The organism is Bacillus sp. FSL K6-3431 (assembly GCF_038002605.1).
GTDB lineage: Bacteria > Bacillota > Bacilli > Bacillales > Bacillaceae_C > Lederbergia.
In genome coordinates, this window is the sequence record NZ_JBBOCT010000001.1 from 1,391,064 (window position 1) to 1,415,944 (window position 24,881).

Sequence of the window (24,881 nt, forward strand, 5' to 3'; positions counted from 1 at the left end):
AAGCGAGCTGACAACAACAATGACATGTAAGAGCCGTTTTTACAGGGGTATTTGACCATTCCCTTATATTGCTTTTTTAGCTTCACGTTTTGCTAAAATAATCGTCATCGTAAATGCGACTGCAAAAGCGATAGCCATGCCGATAATATATGGAATAAACGATAGCGGATTAATGGAAATAATACCAGGTAGTCCGGCTGCTCCCATCGCAACTGCCTTTACCTTGAATAAGGTAACAAATCCGGATCCAATGGCCGATCCAATAATAGCTCCAATAAATGGATATCTTAACCTTAGGTTTATACCAAACATTGCCGGTTCGGTAATACCAAGTAGTGCTGAAATACCTGCAGCAGAAGCGGTACCTTTCAATTTTTTATCTTTGGTTATCTTTAGAACAGCAAGTGTAGACGCACCTTGTGCTATGTTTGACATCGCCGCTATAGCAAAGAGGAACGATCCCCCCGTTTTAGCAATGTCCGCCAATAACTGTGTTTCAACTGCGATAAAGCTATGATGCATACCAGTAATAACGATAGGAGCATACACTAATCCAAAAATTGTACCACCGATAACCCCAGTTGTGTCATATGCCCAAACAATTCCGTCTGTTAATAAATTTCCCGCAGTACGAGTAATCGGACCAACTAAAGTAAATGTTAAAATACCAGTGACAAAAATACTTAATAACGGTGTTAATAGATTATCAAGCGCAGATGGAACAATCTTTCTCAAAGAAGTTTCTATTTTAGCTAAAATATAGGATGCAGCAAGAACAGGAAGTACAGTACCTTGGTAGCCAATCTTTTCTATTTCAAATCCAAATATCTTCCATACCGGAATTTCCCCGCTAACTAAAGCGCCACCATATCCCCAACCATTCAATAAATCAGGGTGAACCATCAACATACCTAATGCTGCTCCCAGATATGCATTACCTCCAAACCGTTGTGTTGCAGAAAAACCTATTAAAATTGGCAGAAAAACAAAAGCTGCATTCGCAAATGTATTAATTAATGCTGCTAAATCCGCCATTTGGGGATATGCATCTATTAAAGATTTCCCTTTAATAAATAAATCTGAGGCCGTTAGTATATTATTGATCCCCATTAACAATCCTCCAGCAACAATAGCTGGAATGATTGGAACGAAAATATCTGAGAGCATTTTAACGAACTGTTGCATTGGATTCAATTTCTTTGAACCAGCATCCTTAATATCCTTAGTAGACATTTCAGATAAACCTGCAAGAATAGCAAATTCCTTAAAAACTTCATTTACTGTTCCAGATCCAATGATGATTTGAAATTGTCCTCCAGTGGAAAATGTTCCTTTGACAACATCCATATTTTCTAACTTAGCTTGATCGATCTTTTCCTCATCATTCAAAACAAGGCGTAAACGAGTAGCACAGTGAGCGCCAGCCGAAACATTTTCTTTACCGCCTAATGCATCGAGAATCTTTTGAGCAATAGCTTGATAATTCATACATATCACCTTTCATTTCTTCAATATTTTTCGGAACCGGTTCCAATAAGGTATAAAAAAATATATTGTTAGAACCGGTTCCATTTTTTAGCAAAAAAATAAGATGAATCCGGTTATATTTAACTACTTGAAACGGTTACAGTAGAATTATAAACCGGACATTATAAACTGTCAACGCTTTCTCGTTCAATAATTTTAAATTTTGATATTGATAACTTTGGAACTTCTTTATCTTGTAGTAACTCAATTATCATTTTAGCAGCCTTTTCTCCAGCTTCTTTATAATAAAATTGTACTGTTGTTAAACTTGGATGAATCACCTCCGTTATTTCATAACCACCAAAACCTGTAACAGAAATGTCCGCAGGTATTTTATATCCTTTTTGGTAAACTACTTTACATACACCTAAAGCAATATTATCCGTCGCACATACAAAGATGGTTGGATCATATTCATCTAAAATAGAAGTAGCTTCCATGATAGCGGAATGAATGCTAAAACCTGTCTCGAAGTATTTTACTTCGCAGTGTTGTCGACTCTTCATTGCATTGAAGAAACCTTGTTTTCGTTTTACACCAACCGCAATATCATTTTCAGTAACTCCTAGATATGCAATTTTTCTATGACCTTTTGCAAGCAAATAATTACCTATTTCAAACCCAGCCCCATAATCATCATGGATTACACAGTGAAACTTTTCATGCTCTTGACCAATCATTATTACAGGAGTTCGAGCAACTTCAAATGCCTTTATATGGGCTTCTGTAATCACCGTTGCTAATAAAATAATAGCATCGACTTTTTGATTAGCAAAATGATAAATGCTTTCGATTTCACGTTCTATACTTTGACTTGTATTGGCGATGATCATTTGATAATTTTGTGCTTTTAGCTGCTCATCTATACCAATTAGGGTATGAGAAGTAGCGTATGAATCCAAACGCGGCACAATCGTACCAATCATATTTGTTTTTTTGGCTTTCAAACTTTGTGCAAATGGATTCGGAATATATCCTGTCTCGTTAATAACCTTTTCAAGCTTTTTTTTTGTTGCACCACTTACAGATCCTCCGTTCAAATAACGGGAAACAGTGCTTTTGGCTACTCCAGCGATTTTAGCAATATCAGATATAGTTTTAATATTTATTCAACTCCATATTTATTACTAGATAGGATAATTATACACTAATTTTACGAACATTATATGATCTGTATGCCCTACAACATTCTAGTTGAGAGGAAAAAATAACAGAGCATCTTTCATTCATTGGTGATTACTATAAAGGTTGAATATTATACATACCAAAGTTTTGATCGAACACAAAAAAGAGCCATTAAGTTCGGCACTTTTTATTTGTAATATATCATCCTGTGCTGGATTTTGAGTGAGGATAAAAATCTCGTGGGTAATTGGGGGTAATTGGGGGTAATTGGGGGTAATTATGACACTTAGGCGGTGGTTATCATAATCCCATCGTTTTTTTGATACGATTAATCTCCTTTTCATTGCCCCATTGACGCATCGCTAATAAATCACCGTCAAATCGCTTATACGCTTCATCTCTAAAACTATACATTTCTGATTTAAATAAATACATTTCATCTTTAAACTCATAGAATTCTTTTTTAAAATCACTAAATTCCTTTTTAAATTCAATCATCACTTCAAATAGTCTATCTAATTTTTCATCCGTCACTGATATCACCTCCATTATTTGCTCTATTATAGCATAAATTATTATTTCTTATCTCGTCAATATAAGAGGATGTTCAACACCAAATGATAAACGGCAAATTTCTTCCTAAAGAAAAGGCCTCTGTTTAGAAAGAGGAACCTCTGTTAAGATCGCTCACGTCGTGTGCAAGTCACGACCGAACTACTTGTTTATAATTTGGCACCTTTTTGAACACACATTATAATAATCAAATTTCATTTATCTTTTCTTGTTCAGTACCCTTTTTTCGTTTCCTCAATTGCTTCTACAATGATCTTAACTGCCTCGCTAGCTATAGAATCTCTCATTACGTCCACCATCTGCTCGCTTTGTTTTTGAAGAGCGATTAATTGTTGAAAGAGTACATCACTCGTTAACATCTCTTCTTCAAGCATTAATGCATAACCCTTTTCACGAAAAGAAATGGCGTTTAAAATCTGGTCGCCTCTGCTCTGTGATTTCGGTAAAGGAATAATCAGCATCGGGATTCGAAGCGATAAAAACTCAAAGATCGCGTTTGATCCCCCTCTTGTCAGCACCATATCAGTAGTGGATAAAATATCGGCTAATTCTCCTGATATATATTCAAATTGTTGATACCCTGCAAGTCTGGCATATTTACTGTCCGTCTGATTTTTTCCACAAATATGCACAATTTGAAAATACTTTGTTAGATCAGGAAGTAAACTACGCACTGCCTCATTAACTTTTTTAGCACCAAGGCTACCACCCATAATAGTTAATATAGGTAAATATTTATTAAAATGAAGATATGCCTTTCCTTTCGAAGGATTACCTTGAAATAGCGCTTTTCGAATTGGCGAACCTACTACCATTGTTTTCTTTTTGGGAAAATGATCGGCCGCTTCTTCAAAAGAGGTAAATATTTTATCAGAAAACCTCATTGCAATTCGATTAGCTAGTCCAGGCGTCATATCACTTTCATGTAGAAAAACCGGAATACAAAGCGACTTTGCGGCCAGAACGACTGGAACCGTTACAAAGCCGCCCTTGGAAAATACTAACTTCGGTTTTAATTGTTTAAGCAGGCTCCTTGCTTGCCAAATTCCTTTTACGACCCTTGCTACATCCAACATATTTTCTTTACTCAAGTAGCGACGTAGCTTACCACTTGAGATCCCATAATAAGGAATTTGACTATTCTCAATAATTTCTTTTTCAATACCAGACAATGAGCCAATATAATGTAAGTCCCAATCAACGCTTAACGCTTCCATAATAGCCAGATTTGGAGTTACATGGCCCGCTGATCCCCCACCGGTAAATACTATTTTTTGATTTTTCATTTATGCAATCCCCGCTTCTTTTTATTATCTTTTAATATATTCTATTAAGTGTTGTCCAGTATTTCCACGCTTCCAAATAAACTGGTAAATCTTGTGGATGATGATAAATACATCTGAGCATTCGTATATACAGCCCAATAATTACTTCCTCTACTAATTGATCTTTATCATTTTTGAAATTAGGAAGCTCTTTGGCCGCTTCGTAGATAACATCCATTGTAAGCTGCTCAGGAGAAGAACAAAAGGCAAAAACAAGTTCATAAATCAAGGGACCTGCAAGCGGCATCGGATCAATAACAGCTACTAGCCTATTATCCACTTGTAAAAAATTATGGACCCCACAATCTCCATGCAGTAGATAAGAACCTTCATTAGGATTAATTCTAGTTTCTTTTTGAATAAGATTTTTGACAAGTTTAAAATCATCTTCTGTTAGTGCCGTACCAATAATTTCTTTTGCTGATTCAATCTCTCCCAAAAGATAGTAATGCCAATCTTTGCTTAAGCTTTGTGTCCATCCCCAATTATGTTTGGCGGTTGGCTTATATTGGGTAATTAGTTTATTTACCAGTCTCTTTAATAATACTTTTTTGTTGCTCATTACTGACCTTACATTCCCAGAGATGTATGTGTAAATAAAATATTCATGATCATTGTCCACATATAAAACTTTTGGTAAAATCCCAACATTTTGGTATGTTAATAAAAAATCCGATTCTGCTTTTATCATCTCGTACTCATTGCTTTTTAAAACATAATGATGACTATCATCACCTAATAACTTCCATACACTGCTGGAAGTTCCACCATTTAATTCTTTCCATTCCACTATTCTAAAGGGAAGGAGATTCGAATGATTAATATTCCAAATGCATCTATCTATATTCCACATAATGTATTCCTTTCCTCCTTTCCTTTTCCTTTTCTTTGTTCATTACCATGTAAAATATATTATATTCAAAGATTACCAAAGAAAGTAGTAGACTGCTATAATGAATATAATAAGAAGGTTCAATATCTTCTAAAAATGCAAAAAGGAGTGTTATATATGTCATATCTTTCTATAAGTACTTGGAGCTTACACCGAAACCTTGGACCTCTTCGTTGGACAGTTTGGGATGATGCAGAAAAGAAACAAGTTGTCGAAATTAAAGCCCAGCCTGAAACGATAAAGCTTAAAGACCTACCCGAAACATTGGCTTCCAAAGGATTCAATGCGTTGGAAATTTGTCACTTCCATTTTCAGCGCACTGACTCAGACTATTTAAATGAAATAAGCCAAGCCTGTAAACATGCAAATATTACTTTACATACGCTTTTATTGGATTATGGAGATATTTCAAATGATGACGAAGTTCGTCGTAATAAGGATTTGGAATTCATCAAAGAGTGGATTTTTATTGCTGCTGAAGTTGGTGCACAACGGATTAGAGTAATTGCTGGAGATTCTGATCCTGAAGATCAGCAAGCACTAGAGCGATCAGCACAACATTTACAAGAGCTCGCAATATATGCTGAGAAACAAGGGGTCCGTATTGTGATGGAAAACTTCCGTTCCCTGACATCAAATTCGAACAACTGTATCCATTTATTACACAATAGTCATGAGTCCATTCGAATGATTACAGACTTCGGAAATTTTAATGGAAAAAATAAATACGAGGAATTGGCAGCGATCCTACCATATAGTGAATCTGTTCACGCCAAGGCAAACTTCGACTCAAATGGTTTGCCAGATGCAGTAGAATTTCAAAAATGCTTGGATCTATTGGCCAACTTTAACTATGAAGGTTCCATAACATTAATTTATGATGGGCCTGGTGACATGTGGGAAGGTATCGATCGTGTAAAGAAGATTGTAGAGCCATATCTTTAATAAGTCCCTCAAAAAAGAGCTGTTGAGCGTTTCTGCTCAACAGCCTTTTTTCTATTTTGTCTTATTTTGTTTGTTTAAACTTTATCTTCATTGCCTTAGCCATCAAATCCGGCAAGTCTGTGTTTTCATGCAACCCTGCAAATAATTCTGAACTCGGTCCAAATGCATATAACGGGATATCAACTCCTGTATGCTGAGTGCTAGTCCAGCCTACAAGTGCACGTTCAGAAACAATTTCATTAATCGCTATACTCGGTTTGTCTGCTGTTTTCACTTTATCTACTTCCTCATCTGTTACATCCAATGCTGTGTACTTCTTAACTATTTCTTTTACATTGCTTTTATCAGGGTTTATTTGGCTAGCCATAAAATCGCCAGTTGCGGTGACATCACGTAAAACCTCTATTTTTGCATCGTATTCACCGTAACCTCCTACAGACATTCCACCTGTATCATGATCACCTGCAATAACAATAAGCGTATTTTTATCTTTTTTTGCAAAATCTAGTGCTTTCTCAACTGCTGCTTCAAATGCCTGTGCATCATTCATTGCCCATGCAGCATCATGAGCGTGGCCAGCCCAATCTATTTGACTGCCTTCAACCATTAGAAAAAAACCATCTTTATCTTTATTAAGTATGTTCAAAGCCGTATCTGTCATTTCCGCTAAACTTGGCTGCTTCGTTTCCTCCCTATCTAATTCAGGAGCCATGCCTTCTTCAGCGAAGAGTCCGATAAGTTTCTTGGTTTTATTAGCTTTTTTTAAATCTGTTCCTTCTGAAACAATATCATATCCGTCTTTTTTTGCCTTTTTTAGCAAGTTATCCGGAAAGTACTTTTTACCCCCACCAAGAATAACATCCACATCATTTTCTAAAAGCTGTGGTGCGATATTTGCTTCGTCTGCACGGGATGCAACATTTGACGCAAATACAGCTGGAGTGGCATGGGTAATAGTCGATGTAGCTACAAGACCTGATGATTTACCATCATCTTCAGCAGCTTGTAAAATTGTTTTTAACTTTTTTCCTTCCGGAGAAGTACTGATCATTCCGTTATTTGTTTTTACACCGGTAGCCATGGCTGTTCCCGCAGCTGCCGAATCCGTAACTTCCGTATTTGCAGAATACGTACGATGCATGCCTACTAGCATGGAATCCATTGTAGATTCTTTTCCTTTATACCAACGATAATTTGTTGCATAGGAAGCGGAGTAACCATCAGGAACCATAAATATCACATTTTTCACTTTTCCATTATTCTGCTGAGATTTTGCCTCTGCCATCGATGTGGACCAGTTAACACCTACCAATGTACCAATAGCTAGAGTTGATACAGCAGCAACAGCCATTACTTTCTTTTTAATTGAAGTTTTCATTTTTCCCCTCCTCGTCATATGTACACTGTCATCATATAATCGGGATATTGAATTTTCATAAAAGTCATGTAAATGATGTGTAAATATTTAAAATCGAGAACAAATTACTACTCTTAGCCATTTGTTCAGGACCTTTATGCTATAGAATTTACTTATTCCATACAAATATGTATTTTAAATCTGTTTTCCCTTAGAATGGAATGTATTCAGAAGTACTTTAGACATATAGGGCAATCAAAAATACTTTACATTAACTTAATATATGTTTTTTCATTTTTAAATTTTTTTCAGTCTAGAGACCTGGAAAATCGAAATTACTACTGATTAACGGAACCTTACTACCGATTATGTCGAGTTTACTATCGATTGAAAAAAATGTATCATAATAGAGGAGGCATTTAGTCAACCTAATCAAATACAAAAAAATCGCAAATCTATAATACGACTGCGACTTTTTATATTTCTATTTTTAGCATCATAGAATGAATCTACCTTCACTGTTTAGTTCATCCTGTTCCTTATTATATAAATCCTATTTCGGTCTGTTTGAAGAAATGTGATGTGAGGTATTTCAAACATGCTTTTTAATCGACCTACACTTGTCATTGCTTTTATTTAATCTGCAATTATGATTACAAGGCCTTTTTCTTCTAGTAATTGCTTAGATTGCAAATCAACTTTTTTATCTGTAATCAGTTTATCCACCTTTTCTAGCGGTACAATTTGTGAGAATGCACGTTTACCAAACTTGCTTGAATCTACCATAAGAATGACTTTATCAGATCGTTCGATCATTTTTTTCTTAAGCAATGCTTGTCCTTCATTTGAATCACTTAGTCCATCTTCAGTGTGAATTCCTTTGCAAGATAGAAATGTTTTATTCACGTGATACATATTAATCGAGCTTTCTGCCAGTGGGCCAATGTATGATAGTGATTTCGATAAAAGCCGACCGCCTGTCGATATGACATCGATTTTTTCTTTTTTACTTAATTCTATAATAACTTTAGTTGAATTCGTAATAACAGTAAGTGGCATGTTCGGCAATACTTTCGCCATATACCAGGCTGTTGTACTTGCATCAAGTATAATACGGTCACCTTCTACCACTTTTTTCATTGCTTCATATGCAATTGCTTTTTTTTCTTCTACATTTGTAATAACTCGTTCCGAAAAGTGCAATTCCGATTGATCATCTTGTACACTTACCGCTCCACCATGACTACGTTGAAGCTTATTCTCTTTTTCCAGTTTTTCAAGATCACGGCGAATTGTTTCCTCCGTAACTGAAAAGACTTTGCTTAATTCTGTCACGCGTATGCTTGATCGCTCGATGACGAGTTCCACAATTTTTTGATGCCTTTCTGCTGCAAGCATGCAACTTCCTTCCTTCCTAAAACCTTTGTTTATGTTTGATTATGTTTGTATTGTAACATAGATATAGACTATTCTCCTACATCAAGCATCTACATTCCATTTAGTTAACATGGCGATTTATTTCATTCTTTCGCGTTAAGAGAGGAAGTAAACTTATTGCATCTGTAGCAAAAACTTATAAAAAGTTAAGCAGAGAAGCAAGATTTTAACTAAAGAATTAATTATATGTAAGAAGCTCCTCGCTTTGCTTAATTAGCCAAATAGTACTCTAGTATAAAACTGACAACTATTATTAATTTTATAGCCTTTCATTATTGATTCCTTTTCAGTAAAAAAATTATACCCTTTTAATTGTGATACCTTATTTCACAAATGTAAAAGTTTGATTTTCAAAACGGCATGAAAAGCGACTGATTTTCTCAGCCGCTTTTTCCGTACACCAATATTAAAAAGTTTTTATACGCCTTGCTATAGCCGCCTTATGCTTTTTACCTATCTCTTTGATTGTATTTCTTTTTCATAGCTATTAACTTCTTCTAACCAGCTTTCTTTCACCGGCACATTCATTTGCTCACAGTAATAATCCCATACAGCACCAAACGGATATGTTTTAAATTCTTCAATTAGTGCCAGTCTTTCAGTAAAATTACCTTCTTCCTGCAATTGCTTAAGATAATCATTTGGAGTTAGTAAAGCGTAAAGAAGTGCTTTAATCATATTACGTGTGCCTATCGTCCAAGCTGCAACGCGGTTGATGCTTGCATCAAAGAAATCAAGGCCGATCATCACTTTATCAAGTGCCCCATTGCGAATAATCTCCAAGGCAATTTCACGAAGCTCATCATCAAGCGTAACCACATGATCGCTGTCCCAACGCACAGGTCGAGATACGTGCAGCGCTAGTTTATCACTGAATAAAAGCATCGCGGAAATTTTATTGGATACTGTTTCTGTCGGATGGAAATGGCCAGTATCGAGCAAACAAAGTTTATTATTTTTCAGCGCATATCCATAATAAAATTCATGTGAACCAACAACGAAAGCTTCTGAACCAATTCCGAATAATTTACTTTCAATGGCATCAATATTTTGATGCTCATTTACTTCTGCTGCAAAAATCTGATCAAGTGATTCCTTCAATCGTTTTCTTGGTGTGAGACGATCACTCGGTACATCTTTATAGCCGTCAGGGATCCAGATATTTGTCAAGCATGCTGTGCCAAGTTCGCGTCCGAAATATTCACCAATTTTGCGGCTTTTTATGCAATGGTTAATCCAAAATTCTCTGATCTTCGGATCAGGATGCGACAAAGTCAATCCATCTTCTGATTTTTCATGTGAAAACAAAGTTGGATTAAAATCAAGTCCAAGTCCATTTTCTTTTGCCCAATTCACCCAATTTTCAAAGTGTTTCGGTTCAATCTCGTCACGGTCCACCACTGCACCATTCGTTTCCGCGTAAATTGCATGTAGATTAACACGGTGCCGTCCCGGAATCAATGATAATGCTTTTTCAAGATCCATTCGAAGCTCCTCGGCTGTCGTTGCTTTTCCTGGATAATTTCCAGTAACATCAATGCCACCCGATAGCTCTCCGCGATTCACTTCAAAGCCACCAATATCATCACCTTGCCAGCAATGGATTGAAATTGGTACACCTTTCAATGTTTCAAGTACCGCATCTACGTCAATACCCCACTTATCATATGCTTGTTTCGCAGCTTCATATTGTTTTTTTACAGTCATAAATATCGCTCCTTTGATTTATTAGTTTAGATAAAATACTTCTTCTAACTCTATTGAGACTGGACTGTTATCTGAATTTGTCTCCATGAGCGGTTCCATATAAGCCCACCATTTTTGGCAAATTACTGTTTCAGACATTTGTTTCCACTTTTCTTCGTTTTGTATTTCAAGATAAGCGAATAGTTTTCCACTTTCCCTCTCTAAAAAAATCGAATAATTATGGGCACCATGCGCTTTTAGTTCTTGCTCCATTTCCGGCCATAACTCATCATGACGGCGTTTATATTCAGCGTATTGATCCTTATAAACAAACATGATACTTGCTTTTCTAATCAATACTATCGCATCCTTTCACAGACTAAATTGTTTCCCAATCATTTCTCTGAATCTACTAATCAGTTGATTTCTGTCAATAAATTCAGGCATATATTGCTTAATATCAAATGATTTGTGTACTAACTGCCTTCCTTCATCCAAGTTAGCAACCTCATTTGCAGCGATCATTTGCAAGAGCAAATTACCGATTGCTGTTGCTTCTGTAGGTCCGGCATACGCGGTTTTCCCACTAATATTAGCCGTTAACTGATTCAATAACTCATTGTGTGCACCACCACCTACAATATGTAGACAGTCGATCTTTTTCCCAGTAATTTCTTCAAGGTCACTTAGTGCAATTGCATAAATTATCGCCATATTGTCATATATACAAGCAGCAAACTCACCGGCTGTTTCTGGGATCGGTTGGCTTGTTTCTTTACAGTACGCTTGAATTTCCGTGACCATATTAGGCGGATTTAAAAACCGATCATCATTAAAATTAATAAACTGCTGGAAATGTTCCACCTTTTTTGCTTCTTCCACAAACTTCGGATAATTATAATCTTCCGGCAAATTCCTACGAACTTCTTGGATAATCCACATTCCCATAATATTTTTCAAAAAGCGATATGTCTGAAACACTCCCCATTCATTTGTATAATTATCTTTAAGGGATAATTGAGTAATAACTGGTTTGTCTAGTTCAACCCCAAGCAACGACCAAGTTCCGCTACTTAAATATGCCCAATCTTCTCCAATTCCAGGTGTTCCTGCAACAGCTGAAGCTGTATCGTGCGAAGCGACTGTAATTAGCTTGCAATCAGGTAAATCATATGATGGAAACCATTCTTTCTTTAAGGAACCAAGCTCCTGTCCCGGTTCAGCAAAATCGGCAAATTGTTCTTTTTTTACCGAAATAATATCAAGTAAGTCATCATCAAAATGGCGTTTGTCTACATTTAGAAGTTGCATCGTAGAAGCATTAGTTACTTCCGTGACCGCTATTCCTGTCAGCCGATAACCTAAATAATCCGGAACCATCATAATTTTATCCGTCTTCTTAATCAATTCTGAATCTTCTTCAAATAACTGATAAATCGTATTAAAAGGCAAAAACTGAATACCTGTTTTTTCATAAATCAGCTTTTTCGATATGGTCGGTGTAACTTTTTCAATCGTTTTATCAGTTCTCTTATCACGATAGGAAACTACTTCTTGTAAACGGTTACCCTTTTTGTCAATGAACACATAATCAACAGCCCACGTATCAATCCCAACTGTACACGTCTCATATCCAAGTAACTTTGCCGTTGCTAGACCTTTGACAATCTCCGTTAATAAGTGTTCAATATCCCAATATAATATTCCTTCCGTTTCTGTAAAGCCATTCGCAAACCTATGAATCTCTTCAATTTTCATTTTACCATCTTTTATTTCTCCTACTACCAATCTACCGCTCGATGCGCCAATATCAACAGCGATATGTACCATTCGCTCCACTCCTTTATTGCTACAGCAAAGGTTTAGCAATGGCCGAACCTTTGCCGAAAGTCAGTAACAATTATCTTGTAAATGCTGCCGGGACACCACCATCTACAGTGATCATGCAGCCTGTCGTTTTATCCGCTTTCGATGAAGCAAAAAAGGCAATTGAGTCTGCAATATCTTTTGGATAGATATTGACAAGCAATGTCGTCCGTTTTTTATAATGATCTTCCAGCTGATCTGGCTCAATACCGTACGCTGCAGCTCGTTCTTCGCGCCAGCTCGAACCCCAAATAGCTGAGCCTTGAAGCACCGCATCTGGAAGCACTGAATTAACGCGAATACCAAACGCTCCACCTTCTGCCGCGATACAACGTGCAAGATGCGTTTCTAACGCCTTAACAGAACTGTATGCCGCCGCATTTTTACCCGCATACACTGAATTTTTCGAGCCGACAAACACCATATTTCCACCTGTTCCCTGCTCTTTCATTTGCTTGAATGCTTCACGGGCAACAAGAAAATAGCCAGTACCTAATACGTTTATATTTAAATTCCATTCTTTTAAAGATGTTTCGTCAAATGGGCTAGAAGTAGCAAGACCAGCATTATTTACGATAATATCAACGCCGCCAAATGTAAAAGCTGCTTTTGCGAAAGCTGCTTGAACCTGATCTTCACTTGTAACGTCCATTTGCACCGCTACTGCGCGACCTTCTCCATGTTTTTCATTTATTTCTGAAGCCACTTTTTTCGCGCCTTCAATATTTAAATCAGCAAGCACGACATGTGCACCTTCTGAAACGAATCTACGTGCAGTTTCACTTCCGATTCCGCCGGCTCCCCCAGTAATAAATGCTACTTTTCTAGAAAACTCCACTTCTGCTGGGGCCAATGATAATTTATACAATTCAAGCGGCCAGTATTCCACATTATAAGACTCATTTTCACTAAGCGATACAAATTTGCCAAGTGCGGAAGATCCTTTCATTACAGCAATTGCGCGATGGTATAAGCCACCACTTACATTCGCCATTACTGTGTTTTTTCCGGAATTCACCATTCCTATTCCCGGAATTAAGATCACTCGAGGCGCAGCTTCAAACATCTTATCGCCATCATGTTTATTTCTTTCAAAATATGCTTTATATTCTTCTTTATACTGCTTTACTCCTGCTTTTACTTTTTCAATTAAGCTTTCAAGGTCTTTTGCCTGCGGTTCCCAGTCAATGTACAGCGGCGTACGTTTCGTATGGACTAAATGATCTGGACACGCTGCACCAATTTGTGATATCGATGGTGCATCATAACTATTAACGAATTGAAGTACGTCTTTTGAATCATCAAATGTTAGAATCATCTTTTTCTCATCGCTTACAGCACCGCGGATTATCGGCATAATAGCAGCAAGAACCGTGTGGCGTTCTTCTTCCGAAAGTGTCGAGTATTTTGCGCCGCCAAAGACTCTATCTTCCTGAATACGTTCATTAATATAGTTTTCTGCTTCGGAAATAATTTCAATTGTTTTATTATACGTTTCTTCAGACGTTTCTCCCCATGTAACAAGGCCATGTTTTTCCATTAAAACAAGCTCAGCGTCAGGGTTATTTTTCACGCCTTCTGCAATCATTTTAGAAAGTGTAAAGCCAGGACGAATATATGGTACCCAAACGAAGCGATCACCATAAATTTCTTTAGCAATTTCCTGACCATTATCTGCGCAACAAAGACCAATAATCGCATCTGGATGTGTATGGTCCACATGTTTGAATGGCAGAAAAGCATGCAATAACGTCTCAATTGAAGCACGCGGATGTTTACTATCAATCATACAATGTGACAAATACTCAACCATATCTGCATCTTCCATACCTTCAAGCTCGATTAAAGGGCGAATATCTTCCATGCTTAAACCGGTAAAATTCGCAGCCTTCATCGTTGCGAGATCTGAACCGCTACCCTTCACCCACATAACCTCCATATCGCGGCCACGAAAGTCTTTCTCGATCGTTTTCATTGATGTGTTCCCGCCACCCCAGTTACATACAGCACGGTCAGAACCAATTAAGTTAGAACGGTAGACAAGCTCATCTACTCCCTTAATCACTGTAGATGCTTCATTAGAATCCCATAAGTTTTTAACCATTTAGCTACCTCCGGTTTTCTTTATTTATATTTGTTTATCATTATACTATATTTGTTTATGTTTGAATATGTATTTTTAGTTTTACTTTAAAAATAATATATAAAGAGACAGACTGTATTTTCGTTTACTAATAGTATATTAGTAGAAATAGAGGACATCCTACCGTTGAAAGATAGAAATTACTCTATTTTCCAATAAGGATGTCCTCGTCTGTTTATTGTTTTTTTCAATCCAATCAAGGAATAGAAGTTTTTACCGCAAGTCACTTAATGGAAGCTCAGGAAGACAGATCTTCTTCGTGACACCCAGATATTGCCTGGGAAAAGATTCACTGATTAAAACCTTTTCTAATAAATAGTACAGATTTACTTTTTTCTTTGTGCGCACTAATAAAAGAGCCAGAAACCCTTGATAAGGTTCCTGGCTCTTTATTTTGATAATCTTTATTTCATAAAAAGCAGCAATTCTGGTAAAAATCATGTTTCCACCAAAAATACTCTACTTTACTTCGATACGTTTCTTTTCTATCGCTGCTGTTTGTTGGTTGATTTCTCGAATCAATTGCGGATCAAATTTCGGCTTTCTATCATACGTATATAACCCATTCACTTCTTGCTCAACATCATACAATTGCGTGTAGCAGAAAGCACAGATGAATTCATTGTGAAGCAAACTTTCCGTCAAGCCTCTGTATCTTTCTAAGAAAGCTATTTCTGATTCTGGCTTATCTCCATAACCCCAACCACTTTCATCCTCAGGATTCCACCATATTCCACCGTATTCACTTACGAAGTATGGCTGGCCTTCATAATGTTGTCGATCTGGAAAAGTGACGTAAGCATCCCCTCCAGCAGCCATCTCTTTGAATTTCGCTGCAAACTTTGACACGTCTTGTTCGTAATCATGAATATCAAAAATATCTGTCACAACATGGAAATTACCACTCGTATCAATAACCGGTCTAGTAGGATCGAGTTTTTTCGTAACCTCATACGTAATCCGCAGCACTTCATCATTTTGTCGTGTTCCGTTTTGATCCCAGGTTTCGTTAAACGGACACCAACCAATGAGGGCTGGACTATTAAAATCCCTTTCGATTGCTTCCATCCATTCCGGTAAAAAACGTTCGAGTCCTTCTGACTCTGTAATATCTAATCCCCAATTTGCATGTTCCCCCCAGACAAGATATCCCAACATATCCGCCCAGTAAAGATATCGTGGGTCAAAAATCTTTTCATGCAATCTAGCACCATTAAATCCAAGCTCCATCGATATTTCAATATCTCTTTTTAAATCTTCATCACTCGGAGCTGTATAAATACCTTTTGGATAAAATCCTTGATCTAGCACAAGCCTTTGAAAAACAGGTTTATCATTAATCAATATCGCCTTTTCCTCAATAGAAACTGATCTCATGCCAAAATAACTATCCACCTTATCTATCACTTTTCCAGCTTTTTTTAGCGTAATGGTTAAGTCATAGATTTCTGCACACCCCGGTTCCCATAGATGGACCTCAGATAGTTGAAGAAATGCTTGTGCAGATGTGTTTGCAACTTGGATCGTTTGGCTTGCCATTAATCTCCCTTTATATATTGCATTTAAATCAATTTCTAAATCTTTGCTGTAATTATCGATTTCAAGATCAACACAAACTATGCCCTCTTTAGGATTAGTAAGATATTTAGCATTTTTTAAATATTGCTGTGGAACAACTTCCATCCAAACTGTCTGCCAAATGCCCGTTGTTCTTGTATAGTCACAGCCTGCAGAATAATATCCACCGCTTTGCTTCCCTCTAGGTTGCAAGCCTGAACGATTGTCATCCTCAGCGCACACAACAATAGTTGTTTCCTTTCCAGATAAGAATGGCGTAATGTCAAAATTAAAAGGGGTATAACCGCCCTTATGTTCCCCAACCTTTTCTCCATTCACCCATACATATGCATGGTAATCAACAGCACCAAAATGTAAAAGAACACGTTGGTCTAACCACTCATCTGGTAGATTAATTTGCTTTTTATACCAAACCGCAGACATAAAGTCTGTGTAACCAAGTCCAGAAAGCTCACTTTCTGGACAGAATGGAACTTGAATAATTTCTGAAAATGTATCATTTTGAAAGAATTTTCTTTCTATTCCACTCCTGCCATGGTCATATTCAAATTGCCATACACCATTCAAATTTAACCACTTTTCGCGATAAAACTGTGGTCTAGGATATTCGCTCCTATTCATAATAACCTCCTACGATTTTAAATTGGATTTGCAGCTAGAGAAATGACCGAAACAATAAAATAGGCTTAAGTATATAAAACGAAATTATTGATCATCCATTCAACCAGCCCGATTTTTACGTGTAAAGCTAGGAAATGTATAAATTTACTAGACTAAGCCAATGAATACTCCTCTCTTTTGATGTATTTAAAAGTCAACTAAACTAAAAAATAAATCAATGTTCTTACGAGGAAGTTTACTATTTTTTTTATCCCTTGTGAATACAACGCTTTCATTTGTAATGAAAATGTATTAACATGTACTTTAAAGTACATAAACAGGAGATTTATATTCTTACTGTAAGAGGTGATCTATTGCAAATTAATATTTCTCAAGAAAATCTAAACATATTTGAAGCACTTGCAAGTAGAACCCGAATAAAAATTATTGAACTTATTTCGGAAAAAGATATGAATATAAAAGAACTGAGTCAGGCGCTTGGAATTACTAGTTCGATCGTTACTAGGCATATACTTAAGTTGGAAGAAGCCGAAATTATTAAAACAAAATATGTTCCAGGAAATTCATCAGGGTTACAAAAAATTTCTTTATTAGCAATTGAGAGCTTAAATATTCTCTTTCCAAGAAAGTTATTTCCTGATTATCATGTGAAAGAACTTTCACTACCTGTTGGTTTGTATACAAATTTCAATGCATATCCTACTTGCGGCCTTGCCACAGTAAATGAATTAATTGGATTAGATGAGTCGAAAGTATTTCTTGATTCTAGAAGAGTTGATGCTAGCTTGGTTTGGATCTCAAAAGGATTTCTAGAATACAAGATTCCTAATCCCATTACTAAAGATCAACAAATAAAATACTTAGAAGTTTCATTGGAATTATCTTCAGAATTTCCCAACTCAAATAACAATTGGCCTTCCGACATCTCCTTCTCCATCAATGGTCGAAATATTGGAACGTGGACATGTCCGGGCAATTTTTCAGACGTACGAGGTAAGCATACACCGAAATGGTGGGGTGATAAATCAAGTCAATATGGTCTCTTAAAACATATTCGGATTTCACCCTATAATGTTTCCATAGATGGGGAGCATATGTCAGACGAATCCATTCAATCATTAAATTTAGATCTGGATGTTTTAACAATCACCTGTAGCGTCAATGAAAATTCTAAAAATGTCGGTGGACTAACCCTCTTCGGCAAAGGTTTTGGCAATTGGGATAAGAATATTGAATGGAAATTTTACTATATAGATAAAATAGATTCTTGATGCTTTAATTAAAAATTAGGTATGTGCTAAACATAATATAAACAACTGCTTTTCATGAATAACATGCATAAAATAAAATATAAAAATCCTGAAGGGAAAATGGTTTCCTTCAGGGTTTTCTACTCTTTATCTCTTTCTTGGCTTTCTGACTGAGCTATTTATTTGATAAATTTTTGTCATATCCACTTTAGGCTTTCATCCTCAGTCCATAACCCATTTACCTCCTGTTGGACATCAGTGATTTGAGTATAGCAAAAACCACTTATAATCAGTTTCCATAATTGCTGTTGTAATAGATTGATAACGTTCCAAGGAATCTTCCTCTGATGTCATGATCACCATATCCCCAACCTAACTTTGATTGAAATGCGATTCCCCCATATTCACTTATGATAATTGGTTGTCCATTATATTCATACCCGCGCCATTGCATGTTTGAAATTATTATGAGCAATTTCACTATTTACAATATTCCCCTTATCTGCATAACGACTTATAAATTCTTCACCATATGAAACATAATCATGTAAGGTAATGATATCTGATATTGTGTGCTCCCAACCATCATTCATAACCTCTGGTCTCATATTATCTATCGACTTAGTTAAATAATAGATGGACTCTGTAAATTTTATTGTTTTTGATCTGTGAATATATTTTTTACTCCCCATGATTCATTGAATGGTACCCATGTATAATAATACTTGGATGATTATAATTTTGTTTTACAATTTGCATCCATTCTTTATAAAATTCTCAACTGCTTCATCAGAGTATTCATAGCTTGCCGCGGCTTCTGTATCACACCAGTATAAGAATCTTTGATCTTCTATTTTCTGATGTTTTCTTACACCATTAAAACCCATTTCTAAAATCCTGTCTATATCTTCCAATATAGCTTCCTCAGAAGGTGGAGTTAACATTGTATCTGGCCAATATCCCTGATCTAATATTAGCTTTTGATAAATAGGTACATCATTTAACAAGACATTCCCTTTATTAATTGACACCTTTCACATCCCGAAATAAGACTGTACCATATCTATTAACACTTCATCTTCGTACAATTTAAAAGTAACATCATAAAGATTTGGATTACCGGGTCCCCAGTACATCACTTTCCATTCATTTATCTCACTTTTTAAGTCAATCATTACAGTATTACTTTTACGGTCAGGTAGGATGGTAAATTCCTTCACTTGCTTTCAAAACAAATAGTTGTAAGCAAGTTATAATCTTTTTGTTCCAAATTAGCATCCAATAGAAATTCAAATTCAATAGAATTTATATCAACATGTGGAATCATTTTTACCGAATCAATGGATGCTTCATTTAAAAACTCTAACCATACAGACTGCCATATGCCTGTCGTTTATACATACCAGCATCCAAAGTTTTCTTTTGTCCACCTTTGTTTACCTCTTGGTTGATGGCAACTATTACTATCTTCAATCTTCACAACGATATGATTTTCTTTTTTGTAATCGATAAAATTCGTAACATCAAGGGAAAAGGTGATGTAACCTCCTTTATTTGTGCCTGATAATTCTCTATTGATCCAGACCTTTGTTACATAATCGGATGCTTGAAAATTCAAGATTACTTTTTTATTGTCATATTCGTCTGGAATACGAACGTTTTTTTGATACCAAACAAAAGGACGAAAAGATGGATCCTCTATCCCACTTGCTTTTGTTTCATAAGTAAAAGGAACGATAATTTCTTGATTGAATGTTCCGGTTTGATTCCACTTTTCTTTTTCTCCTATATTTGCATCGTCAAATGCGAAATTCCATTTCCCATTTAATGTTAGCCAGTCCTCTCTTTCAAACTGCGGTCTTGGATATTCTCCACGAATACTTGTTGAGTCCTTTTATTATTACCCCAATTCTACTTATTATTTGATTCCAGTAAAACTTATACCTTTTACAATTTGTTTCTCAAAAATTAAAAATGCAATAATAACTGGTAGTGACGCAACAGCATTGACAGTCATCGGTAATACATAATCAATAGAATAGATGGAATTAAATGTCGGAATACCTACGGGAAGGGTAAACAGGTCTTCAGACATGATTGCCAAGAATGGCCATAAAAAGTTATTCCATGATCCAATAAATGTAAATATACCAATAGCCGCTAAAGCTGGTTTAGCCAATGGTAAAACAATATTAAAATAAATCCTTATTTGTGAACAACCATCGATTTTAGCACTTTCTATTAATTCCTTTGGAACACCATCAAAAAAACTTTTTAAAATAATTACACCTAAAGGAGAAGCGATACCTGGAATTATTAAACCGGTATACGTATCTAATAGACCCATATCCTTTATAATTTGATAGAGTGGTATAATTGTTGCCTCACCAGGGACCATTAATCCTGCTAGAAAAAAAACATAGATAAAAGTTTTATAACGGAAATTCATCTTCGAGATTGCAAAAGCAGCTAAAGAAGTCACCAAAAGTGTTAATGCCGTTGAAATAACAGCAATAATAAAGCTATTCCATAACCAACGTAATACGGGAGTATCGAAAATGATATTCATATAATTCTCCATTGTATATGGGGGTGTAAACCAATGGATTACAATTTCTACTCCTATTCCTTCAGGCTTTATTGATACGAAAAACATCCAAATGATCGGTATAATAAAGAGAAGAGCTGCTATTATTGAAAATGCAGAAAGTAAATAATCGGCATTCTTTTTATCCTTTTTCTTTGATTTTGTTGGTGGAATAAATACTTTTTCTGTATTAAGCTTCATTTTGGATCCCCCTCTTGCACAATGTTGCCTTTCAACTGAACAATAGAGAGTAATAACAGTATGACAAATAAAGCATAGGATAATGATGCAGCATATCCCAAATTATTTTGCTTAAATCCTATCTCGTAAATATATTGTATTAAAGGCCTCGTAGCAGCACCTGGTCCCCCACCTGTTATCAGCATAATTTGAGCAAAAACTTTATATGAAGCAAGTATTTGCAGTAATAATATTACCCTCGCAATTGGAATAAGCAGGGGAAAAGTAATCTTCCAAAATAGTTGCCATTTGGTTGCACCATCTATTCTTGCAGCTTCATACAATTCTTCTGGAATATCTTGTAAAGCCGCAAGAAATAAAACCATGTTAAATCCTACTGTCCACCATAAGGTAACGGTAACAATTGAAAACCAGGCTAATTGTGGATCTTTTAGCCAAAATGGCTCACTATCAATACCGATTAAGTGTAAACTTGTATTGATAAAACCTTGATAAGGTTGCAACATAAATATCGCAATATAAGAGATTACTGAAACGGATAAAATGGAAGGTAAGAAGAAAGAACTTCTATAAAAAGTCTGCAATCTAGAATTCCTATTTGCCATTAATGATAGTATTAATGCTAAAATAACCATTGTTGGTGTTGATAAAATGACAAATAAGGTTGTATTCCATAAGGATTTCCAAAAATCAGGATCGCTTATTAGTTCCCTATAATTGCTAAGTCCAATAAAATCCAACTTACTAATTAAAGTCCAATCGAAAAAACTCATTTGTAGACCTTTCAAAATTGGATAAATGGTAAATACAACATATACAAGAAAAAAAGGAAGTAAAAAGGGAACTGCTTTTAACTCATTGATTAGTTTATTCCTCATTTGCATCCACCCTTATTCACCAATAAACTTGAAGACATGCTTCAAGTTTATTGATTAAATTCTTACTTCTTCAGTATTTTATTAATTTCATCTTCCGCCTTCTTTAACGCATCTTCAGGTGTTACTTTATTGGCCCAAATGGTATCCAAGTTTCGAATCAGTATATCTTTAATTGGCCAAATTTTTGTTGATTGTTTAGGATAAGCTACTACCTCAGCCGCTTTTACATAATCATTTCGGTATGGTAAATTTTTGAATTCTTCGGATTCCACAACAGTCGTTTTGCTTGGAATATGTCCGGCTTTCGTCCAAGTCTGACCATTATCCGCAATAAAGTTCGCAAATTTTAATGCCGCTTCTGCTTTTTCCGGATTTTCTTTCTTTTGAATTGGAAGGAATATAGAATGAGAATCTCCCCATGTAGCTGCTTTTTCATACAATGTTGGTAAAGGTGTGACGCCGAAGTCTAAATTTTCCGTCTCCTCAAACGTTCCAGTTGCCCAGACTCCAGTAATAATTGTTGCAGCCTTTCCTGTTTGGAATGGTTGATAAAAGTCTTCTAGGTTTAGAGGAATAACTTTATTCTTATAATAAAGGTCCTTTAGCATATTTGCTGCAGTAATTGCCTTATCCATATCAATTGCTGCAGAAGAAAGGTCATCTGATACAACATCATTTCCACCTAACTGATAATACAGCGACCACCAAAGCCTATATGGATCATCTCCAGCCGTAGGAAATGCAAATGTTGTAATATTAGGTAGCTTTTGCTGTAATGTATTCATGAAATCAACGAATCCTAGAGCACTTGCCTCCATTTTTGGTAATCCTTGATCATCAAGGAGTTTGGCACTCTCTAAGTGTTTCTTATTGTAATAGAACACAATTGGATGTGTGTCAATTGGTATAGAGTAATGCTTCCCATCAAAAATAGTCGAATTTAAAATATTTTCATTAAATGATGACCAATCTAGGCCTATGTGATCAGCAATTGTATTTAACTCCATTGCTAATCCTTGTTCTACAATTTCCGGTAGCTTCGAAGTATGAGAGATTCCAATATCTGGACCTTTTCCAGCAGAAACTGCAGTAATTACTTTAGTGTAATATTCCGCCCATTCTAATGTAACATTCTCAACCACTATCTCAGATTGAGACTTATTAAAATCATCAATCATTTGTTTCATAAAGTCTCCATCCCCACCTGAAAATAAATCCCACATAACTAATTTTATCTTGCCATCTGTTTCATTAGATGATGATTTACTATTACAGCCTGAAATTAAAGCTATCATCATTACAACGCTCAGAAATAATGACCAAAACTTCTTATTCATGAACAACACCCCTTTTTTAGAATAAACGAAGAAGAATATTGAGTTAAAGCGGTATTACACCTCCTTAAATATCTCTTGCTTATATTCCTAACAAATAGAGGATTAATGTAAGATAAATACCTACATGCATGCTATTACTTAGCTGAATTTATGTTGATCCTGCTTTTGAATTCGAGGGACAAATTAGAAACACATTGATATTTTTTACATTTATTTATCCAAGTGCTTTTACACATAATATTATGAAACCTTTTCATAGATTATTATACTAAGGCTAGTATAAATTATCCTTTACGTTAACTACCAATAATCCATTTACTTATGTGGCACTTAATGCATTTTTAGCAGTAATTTGACTGATATTAAATTGTTTCATTAATTCCTCTTCAGATAGTACACGATCACCAAGAAGTAATTCTCCACTTTGTATTTCCCTTTTTATCTTATTTTTGATTTGTTGATATAACGCTCGCTAAAAATATCATTTAATATTTTTCTACTAATTGCACCGACTTATTGACTTGACTTTTTTCCTATACTTTTAATTCTATTTCGATACTACTATCTGTATTACTCATTTAATAAATATCACCACGGAACTGACGTATTCATAATAACATCGAAGAATTTGTTAAGTTCAGAAAGCTTATGACTCAGTTTTTCTTGATCAACCCAAAAAAAGACAATCCCAATGCTGCACTAGGATTGTCTTTCGAAAATCTATAACTCTATTTAAACTGTTCCCATGACACATTCCTTGTTACCTTTCACCCGATCTATGACCTTTTGATTTAATTAAGGTTTATCATATACTTTAAGAAGTCTCGAATATATTCATCATTTTTCGAATTGGCGGGAAGACATAGCACTATATTTTCATCAAAAGTAACTCCTTCAAACAATGGAAGTGCGGACAAATCTATTCCAGTTACCTTATCCTCTTCTGAAACATACATTTGATCATTATCGTAGGGAAGATTTTCTATACTACTTATTTCCTTTATGTCTAATAATTGACCATCGACATTCATCTCGTCATAATACGCTTTGTCAACAATCAAAATATCAACAGCTCCTGCTGCAAGTTCGGCTGCCAGTTTCTGTAATCCCACTTGCATTTGTGGATCCATTTCCGTTGTTGAATAAGTAACAGCCTGCATGCCAATTTCGGCAGAATTCCTGTCCTCCTCCATGAGCAGATCTTTATTAAACTGCTCCACTAATTCTTCCACTTTTGTATTATCAATCTTTTCCCCTACAATCATCAAATTCAATACCGAATCTTTTTTATTCACAATACCATTTATTGTGAAAGTAGCAAAAATAATCACAGCAATCAAACCGAGAATATGAAATCGATAATAATGCCAAATATACTTTATTTTTTCTGCTTTGGTCATAGGTGCTAGAACTTCTTTTAAGCTTTTTTTCATTCATACCACTACTTTCTTAAGCCTTTACAAGACTATCATCCCTCTATATTAGCTTATGATATGATATAGTAACAGCCTTTTTAGAGTTTTCCTCAGTATACGTTATGCCTCCAACAATAC

The 24,881-nt window shown here is 35.7% G+C and carries 19 protein-coding genes and 1 pseudogene; 2 read left to right on the forward strand and 18 right to left on the reverse strand.

Going from position 1 to position 24,881, the window contains the following annotated elements; genetic code table 11:
* Nucleotides 1–63: 63 nt before the first annotated feature.
* The 5 genes from MHB53_RS06955 to MHB53_RS06975 form a co-directional block, all read right to left on the reverse strand.
* Nucleotides 64–1,488 carry a sucrose-specific PTS transporter subunit IIBC gene (locus MHB53_RS06955; RefSeq protein ID WP_340916536.1) on the reverse strand — a complete coding sequence of 475 codons (1,425 nt, stop codon included), beginning with the start codon at nucleotides 1,486–1,488 and terminating at the stop codon, nucleotides 64–66.
* A gap of 161 nt (nucleotides 1,489–1,649) precedes the next feature.
* A complete protein-coding gene (locus MHB53_RS06960; protein ID WP_445661503.1) occupies nucleotides 1,650–2,630 on the reverse strand; it encodes a LacI family DNA-binding transcriptional regulator in 981 nt (326 codons plus the stop codon).
* A 322-nt stretch (nucleotides 2,631–2,952) separates the two neighbouring features.
* On the reverse strand, nucleotides 2,953–3,186 hold the full coding sequence (locus MHB53_RS06965) for a hypothetical protein (protein ID WP_340916537.1): 234 nt from the start codon (nucleotides 3,184–3,186) through the stop codon (nucleotides 2,953–2,955).
* Nucleotides 3,187–3,437: 251 nt separating this feature from the next.
* Nucleotides 3,438–4,511, reverse strand: coding sequence for an undecaprenyldiphospho-muramoylpentapeptide beta-N-acetylglucosaminyltransferase (locus MHB53_RS06970; RefSeq protein ID WP_340916539.1), 1,074 nt, complete (start codon nucleotides 4,509–4,511; stop codon nucleotides 3,438–3,440).
* Between the two features lie 31 nt (nucleotides 4,512–4,542).
* Nucleotides 4,543–5,403 (reverse strand): phosphotransferase, encoded by an 861-nt coding sequence (locus tag MHB53_RS06975; RefSeq protein ID WP_340916542.1) that lies wholly within the window; start codon nucleotides 5,401–5,403, stop codon nucleotides 4,543–4,545.
* Nucleotides 5,404–5,559: 156 nt separating this feature from the next.
* On the opposite strand from MHB53_RS06975, the gene MHB53_RS06980 reads away from it, so the two are divergent.
* Nucleotides 5,560–6,387 (forward strand): sugar phosphate isomerase/epimerase family protein, encoded by an 828-nt coding sequence (locus MHB53_RS06980; RefSeq protein ID WP_340916544.1) that lies wholly within the window; start codon nucleotides 5,560–5,562, stop codon nucleotides 6,385–6,387.
* A 61-nt stretch (nucleotides 6,388–6,448) separates the two neighbouring features.
* Here MHB53_RS06980 and MHB53_RS06985 read toward each other — a convergent pair whose 3' ends face one another.
* From MHB53_RS06985 to MHB53_RS07015, 7 genes are all read right to left on the reverse strand, one after another.
* Complete coding sequence (locus MHB53_RS06985) at nucleotides 6,449–7,765, reverse strand: alkaline phosphatase (RefSeq protein WP_340916547.1); 1,317 nt, start codon at nucleotides 7,763–7,765, stop codon at nucleotides 6,449–6,451.
* Between the two features lie 615 nt (nucleotides 7,766–8,380).
* A complete protein-coding gene (locus MHB53_RS06990) occupies nucleotides 8,381–9,142 on the reverse strand; it encodes a DeoR/GlpR family DNA-binding transcription regulator (RefSeq protein ID WP_340916550.1) in 762 nt (253 codons plus the stop codon).
* A 492-nt stretch (nucleotides 9,143–9,634) separates the two neighbouring features.
* Nucleotides 9,635–10,888 carry an L-rhamnose isomerase gene (gene rhaA / locus MHB53_RS06995; protein WP_340916553.1) on the reverse strand — a complete coding sequence of 418 codons (1,254 nt, stop codon included), beginning with the start codon at nucleotides 10,886–10,888 and terminating at the stop codon, nucleotides 9,635–9,637.
* Nucleotides 10,889–10,909: 21 nt separating this feature from the next.
* Complete coding sequence (rhaM, locus tag MHB53_RS07000; protein WP_340916556.1) at nucleotides 10,910–11,224, reverse strand: L-rhamnose mutarotase; 315 nt, start codon at nucleotides 11,222–11,224, stop codon at nucleotides 10,910–10,912.
* Between the two features lie 15 nt (nucleotides 11,225–11,239).
* Nucleotides 11,240–12,697, reverse strand: a complete 1,458-nt coding sequence (rhaB, locus tag MHB53_RS07005; RefSeq protein WP_340916559.1) for a rhamnulokinase — start codon at nucleotides 12,695–12,697, stop codon at nucleotides 11,240–11,242.
* Nucleotides 12,698–12,767: 70 nt separating this feature from the next.
* A complete protein-coding gene (locus tag MHB53_RS07010; RefSeq protein ID WP_340916561.1) occupies nucleotides 12,768–14,837 on the reverse strand; it encodes a bifunctional aldolase/short-chain dehydrogenase in 2,070 nt (689 codons plus the stop codon).
* 498 nt (nucleotides 14,838–15,335) lie between these two features.
* Nucleotides 15,336–17,075 carry a glycoside hydrolase family 2 protein gene (locus MHB53_RS07015; protein ID WP_340916563.1) on the reverse strand — a complete coding sequence of 580 codons (1,740 nt, stop codon included), beginning with the start codon at nucleotides 17,073–17,075 and terminating at the stop codon, nucleotides 15,336–15,338.
* 353 nt (nucleotides 17,076–17,428) lie between these two features.
* On the opposite strand from MHB53_RS07015, the gene MHB53_RS07020 reads away from it, so the two are divergent.
* Nucleotides 17,429–18,346, forward strand: a complete 918-nt coding sequence (locus tag MHB53_RS07020; RefSeq protein ID WP_340916565.1) for an ArsR/SmtB family transcription factor — start codon at nucleotides 17,429–17,431, stop codon at nucleotides 18,344–18,346.
* 126 nt (nucleotides 18,347–18,472) lie between these two features.
* Here MHB53_RS07020 and MHB53_RS07025 read toward each other — a convergent pair.
* The 6 genes and pseudogenes from MHB53_RS07025 to MHB53_RS07050 form a co-directional block, all read right to left on the reverse strand.
* Nucleotides 18,473–20,204, reverse strand: a pseudogene (locus MHB53_RS07025) (glycoside hydrolase family 2 protein).
* A gap of 39 nt (nucleotides 20,205–20,243) precedes the next feature.
* Entirely contained in the window at nucleotides 20,244–21,113 is an 870-nt protein-coding gene (locus tag MHB53_RS07030) for a carbohydrate ABC transporter permease (protein WP_340916566.1), read from the reverse strand.
* Nucleotides 21,110–21,991 carry a carbohydrate ABC transporter permease gene (locus tag MHB53_RS07035; RefSeq protein WP_340916569.1) on the reverse strand — a complete coding sequence of 294 codons (882 nt, stop codon included), beginning with the start codon at nucleotides 21,989–21,991 and terminating at the stop codon, nucleotides 21,110–21,112. The genes MHB53_RS07030 and MHB53_RS07035 overlap by 4 nt, the downstream gene beginning before the upstream one ends.
* A 62-nt stretch (nucleotides 21,992–22,053) precedes the next feature.
* Nucleotides 22,054–23,328, reverse strand: a complete 1,275-nt coding sequence (locus tag MHB53_RS07040) for an ABC transporter substrate-binding protein (RefSeq protein WP_340916571.1) — start codon at nucleotides 23,326–23,328, stop codon at nucleotides 22,054–22,056.
* Nucleotides 23,329–23,647: 319 nt separating this feature from the next.
* On the reverse strand, nucleotides 23,648–23,782 hold the full coding sequence (locus MHB53_RS07045) for a GntR family transcriptional regulator (RefSeq protein ID WP_340924534.1): 135 nt from the start codon (nucleotides 23,780–23,782) through the stop codon (nucleotides 23,648–23,650).
* Between the two features lie 337 nt (nucleotides 23,783–24,119).
* Entirely contained in the window at nucleotides 24,120–24,761 is a 642-nt protein-coding gene (locus MHB53_RS07050; protein ID WP_340916573.1) for a hypothetical protein, read from the reverse strand.
* Between the last annotated feature and the right edge of the window lie 120 nt (nucleotides 24,762–24,881).

Excerpts from the sequence above, each read along its gene's own strand:
- MHB53_RS07030 (WP_340916566.1), bottom strand. The coding sequence starts at position 21,113 with ATGAAGCTTAATACAGAAAAAGTATTTATTCCACCAACAAAATCAAAG.
- MHB53_RS06990 (WP_340916550.1), bottom strand. The coding sequence starts at position 9,142 with ATGCTTGCAGCAGAAAGGCATCAAAAAATTGTGGAACTCGTCATCGAG.
- rhaA (WP_340916553.1), bottom strand. The coding sequence starts at position 10,888 with ATGACTGTAAAAAAACAATATGAAGCTGCGAAACAAGCATATGATAAG.
- MHB53_RS06970 (WP_340916539.1), bottom strand. The coding sequence starts at position 4,511 with ATGAAAAATCAAAAAATAGTATTTACCGGTGGGGGATCAGCGGGCCAT.
- MHB53_RS07050 (WP_340916573.1), bottom strand. The coding sequence starts at position 24,761 with ATGAAAAAAAGCTTAAAAGAAGTTCTAGCACCTATGACCAAAGCAGAA.
- MHB53_RS06975 (WP_340916542.1), bottom strand. The coding sequence starts at position 5,403 with ATGTGGAATATAGATAGATGCATTTGGAATATTAATCATTCGAATCTC.
- MHB53_RS06980 (WP_340916544.1), top strand. The coding sequence starts at position 5,560 with ATGTCATATCTTTCTATAAGTACTTGGAGCTTACACCGAAACCTTGGA.
- MHB53_RS07010 (WP_340916561.1), bottom strand. The coding sequence starts at position 14,837 with ATGGTTAAAAACTTATGGGATTCTAATGAAGCATCTACAGTGATTAAG.
- MHB53_RS07035 (WP_340916569.1), bottom strand. The coding sequence starts at position 21,991 with ATGAGGAATAAACTAATCAATGAGTTAAAAGCAGTTCCCTTTTTACTT.
- MHB53_RS06985 (WP_340916547.1), bottom strand. The coding sequence starts at position 7,765 with ATGAAAACTTCAATTAAAAAGAAAGTAATGGCTGTTGCTGCTGTATCA.
- MHB53_RS07040 (WP_340916571.1), bottom strand. The coding sequence starts at position 23,328 with ATGAATAAGAAGTTTTGGTCATTATTTCTGAGCGTTGTAATGATGATA.
- rhaB (WP_340916559.1), bottom strand. The coding sequence starts at position 12,697 with ATGGTACATATCGCTGTTGATATTGGCGCATCGAGCGGTAGATTGGTA.
- MHB53_RS07015 (WP_340916563.1), bottom strand. The coding sequence starts at position 17,075 with ATGAATAGGAGCGAATATCCTAGACCACAGTTTTATCGCGAAAAGTGG.
- MHB53_RS06955 (WP_340916536.1), bottom strand. The coding sequence starts at position 1,488 with ATGAATTATCAAGCTATTGCTCAAAAGATTCTCGATGCATTAGGCGGT.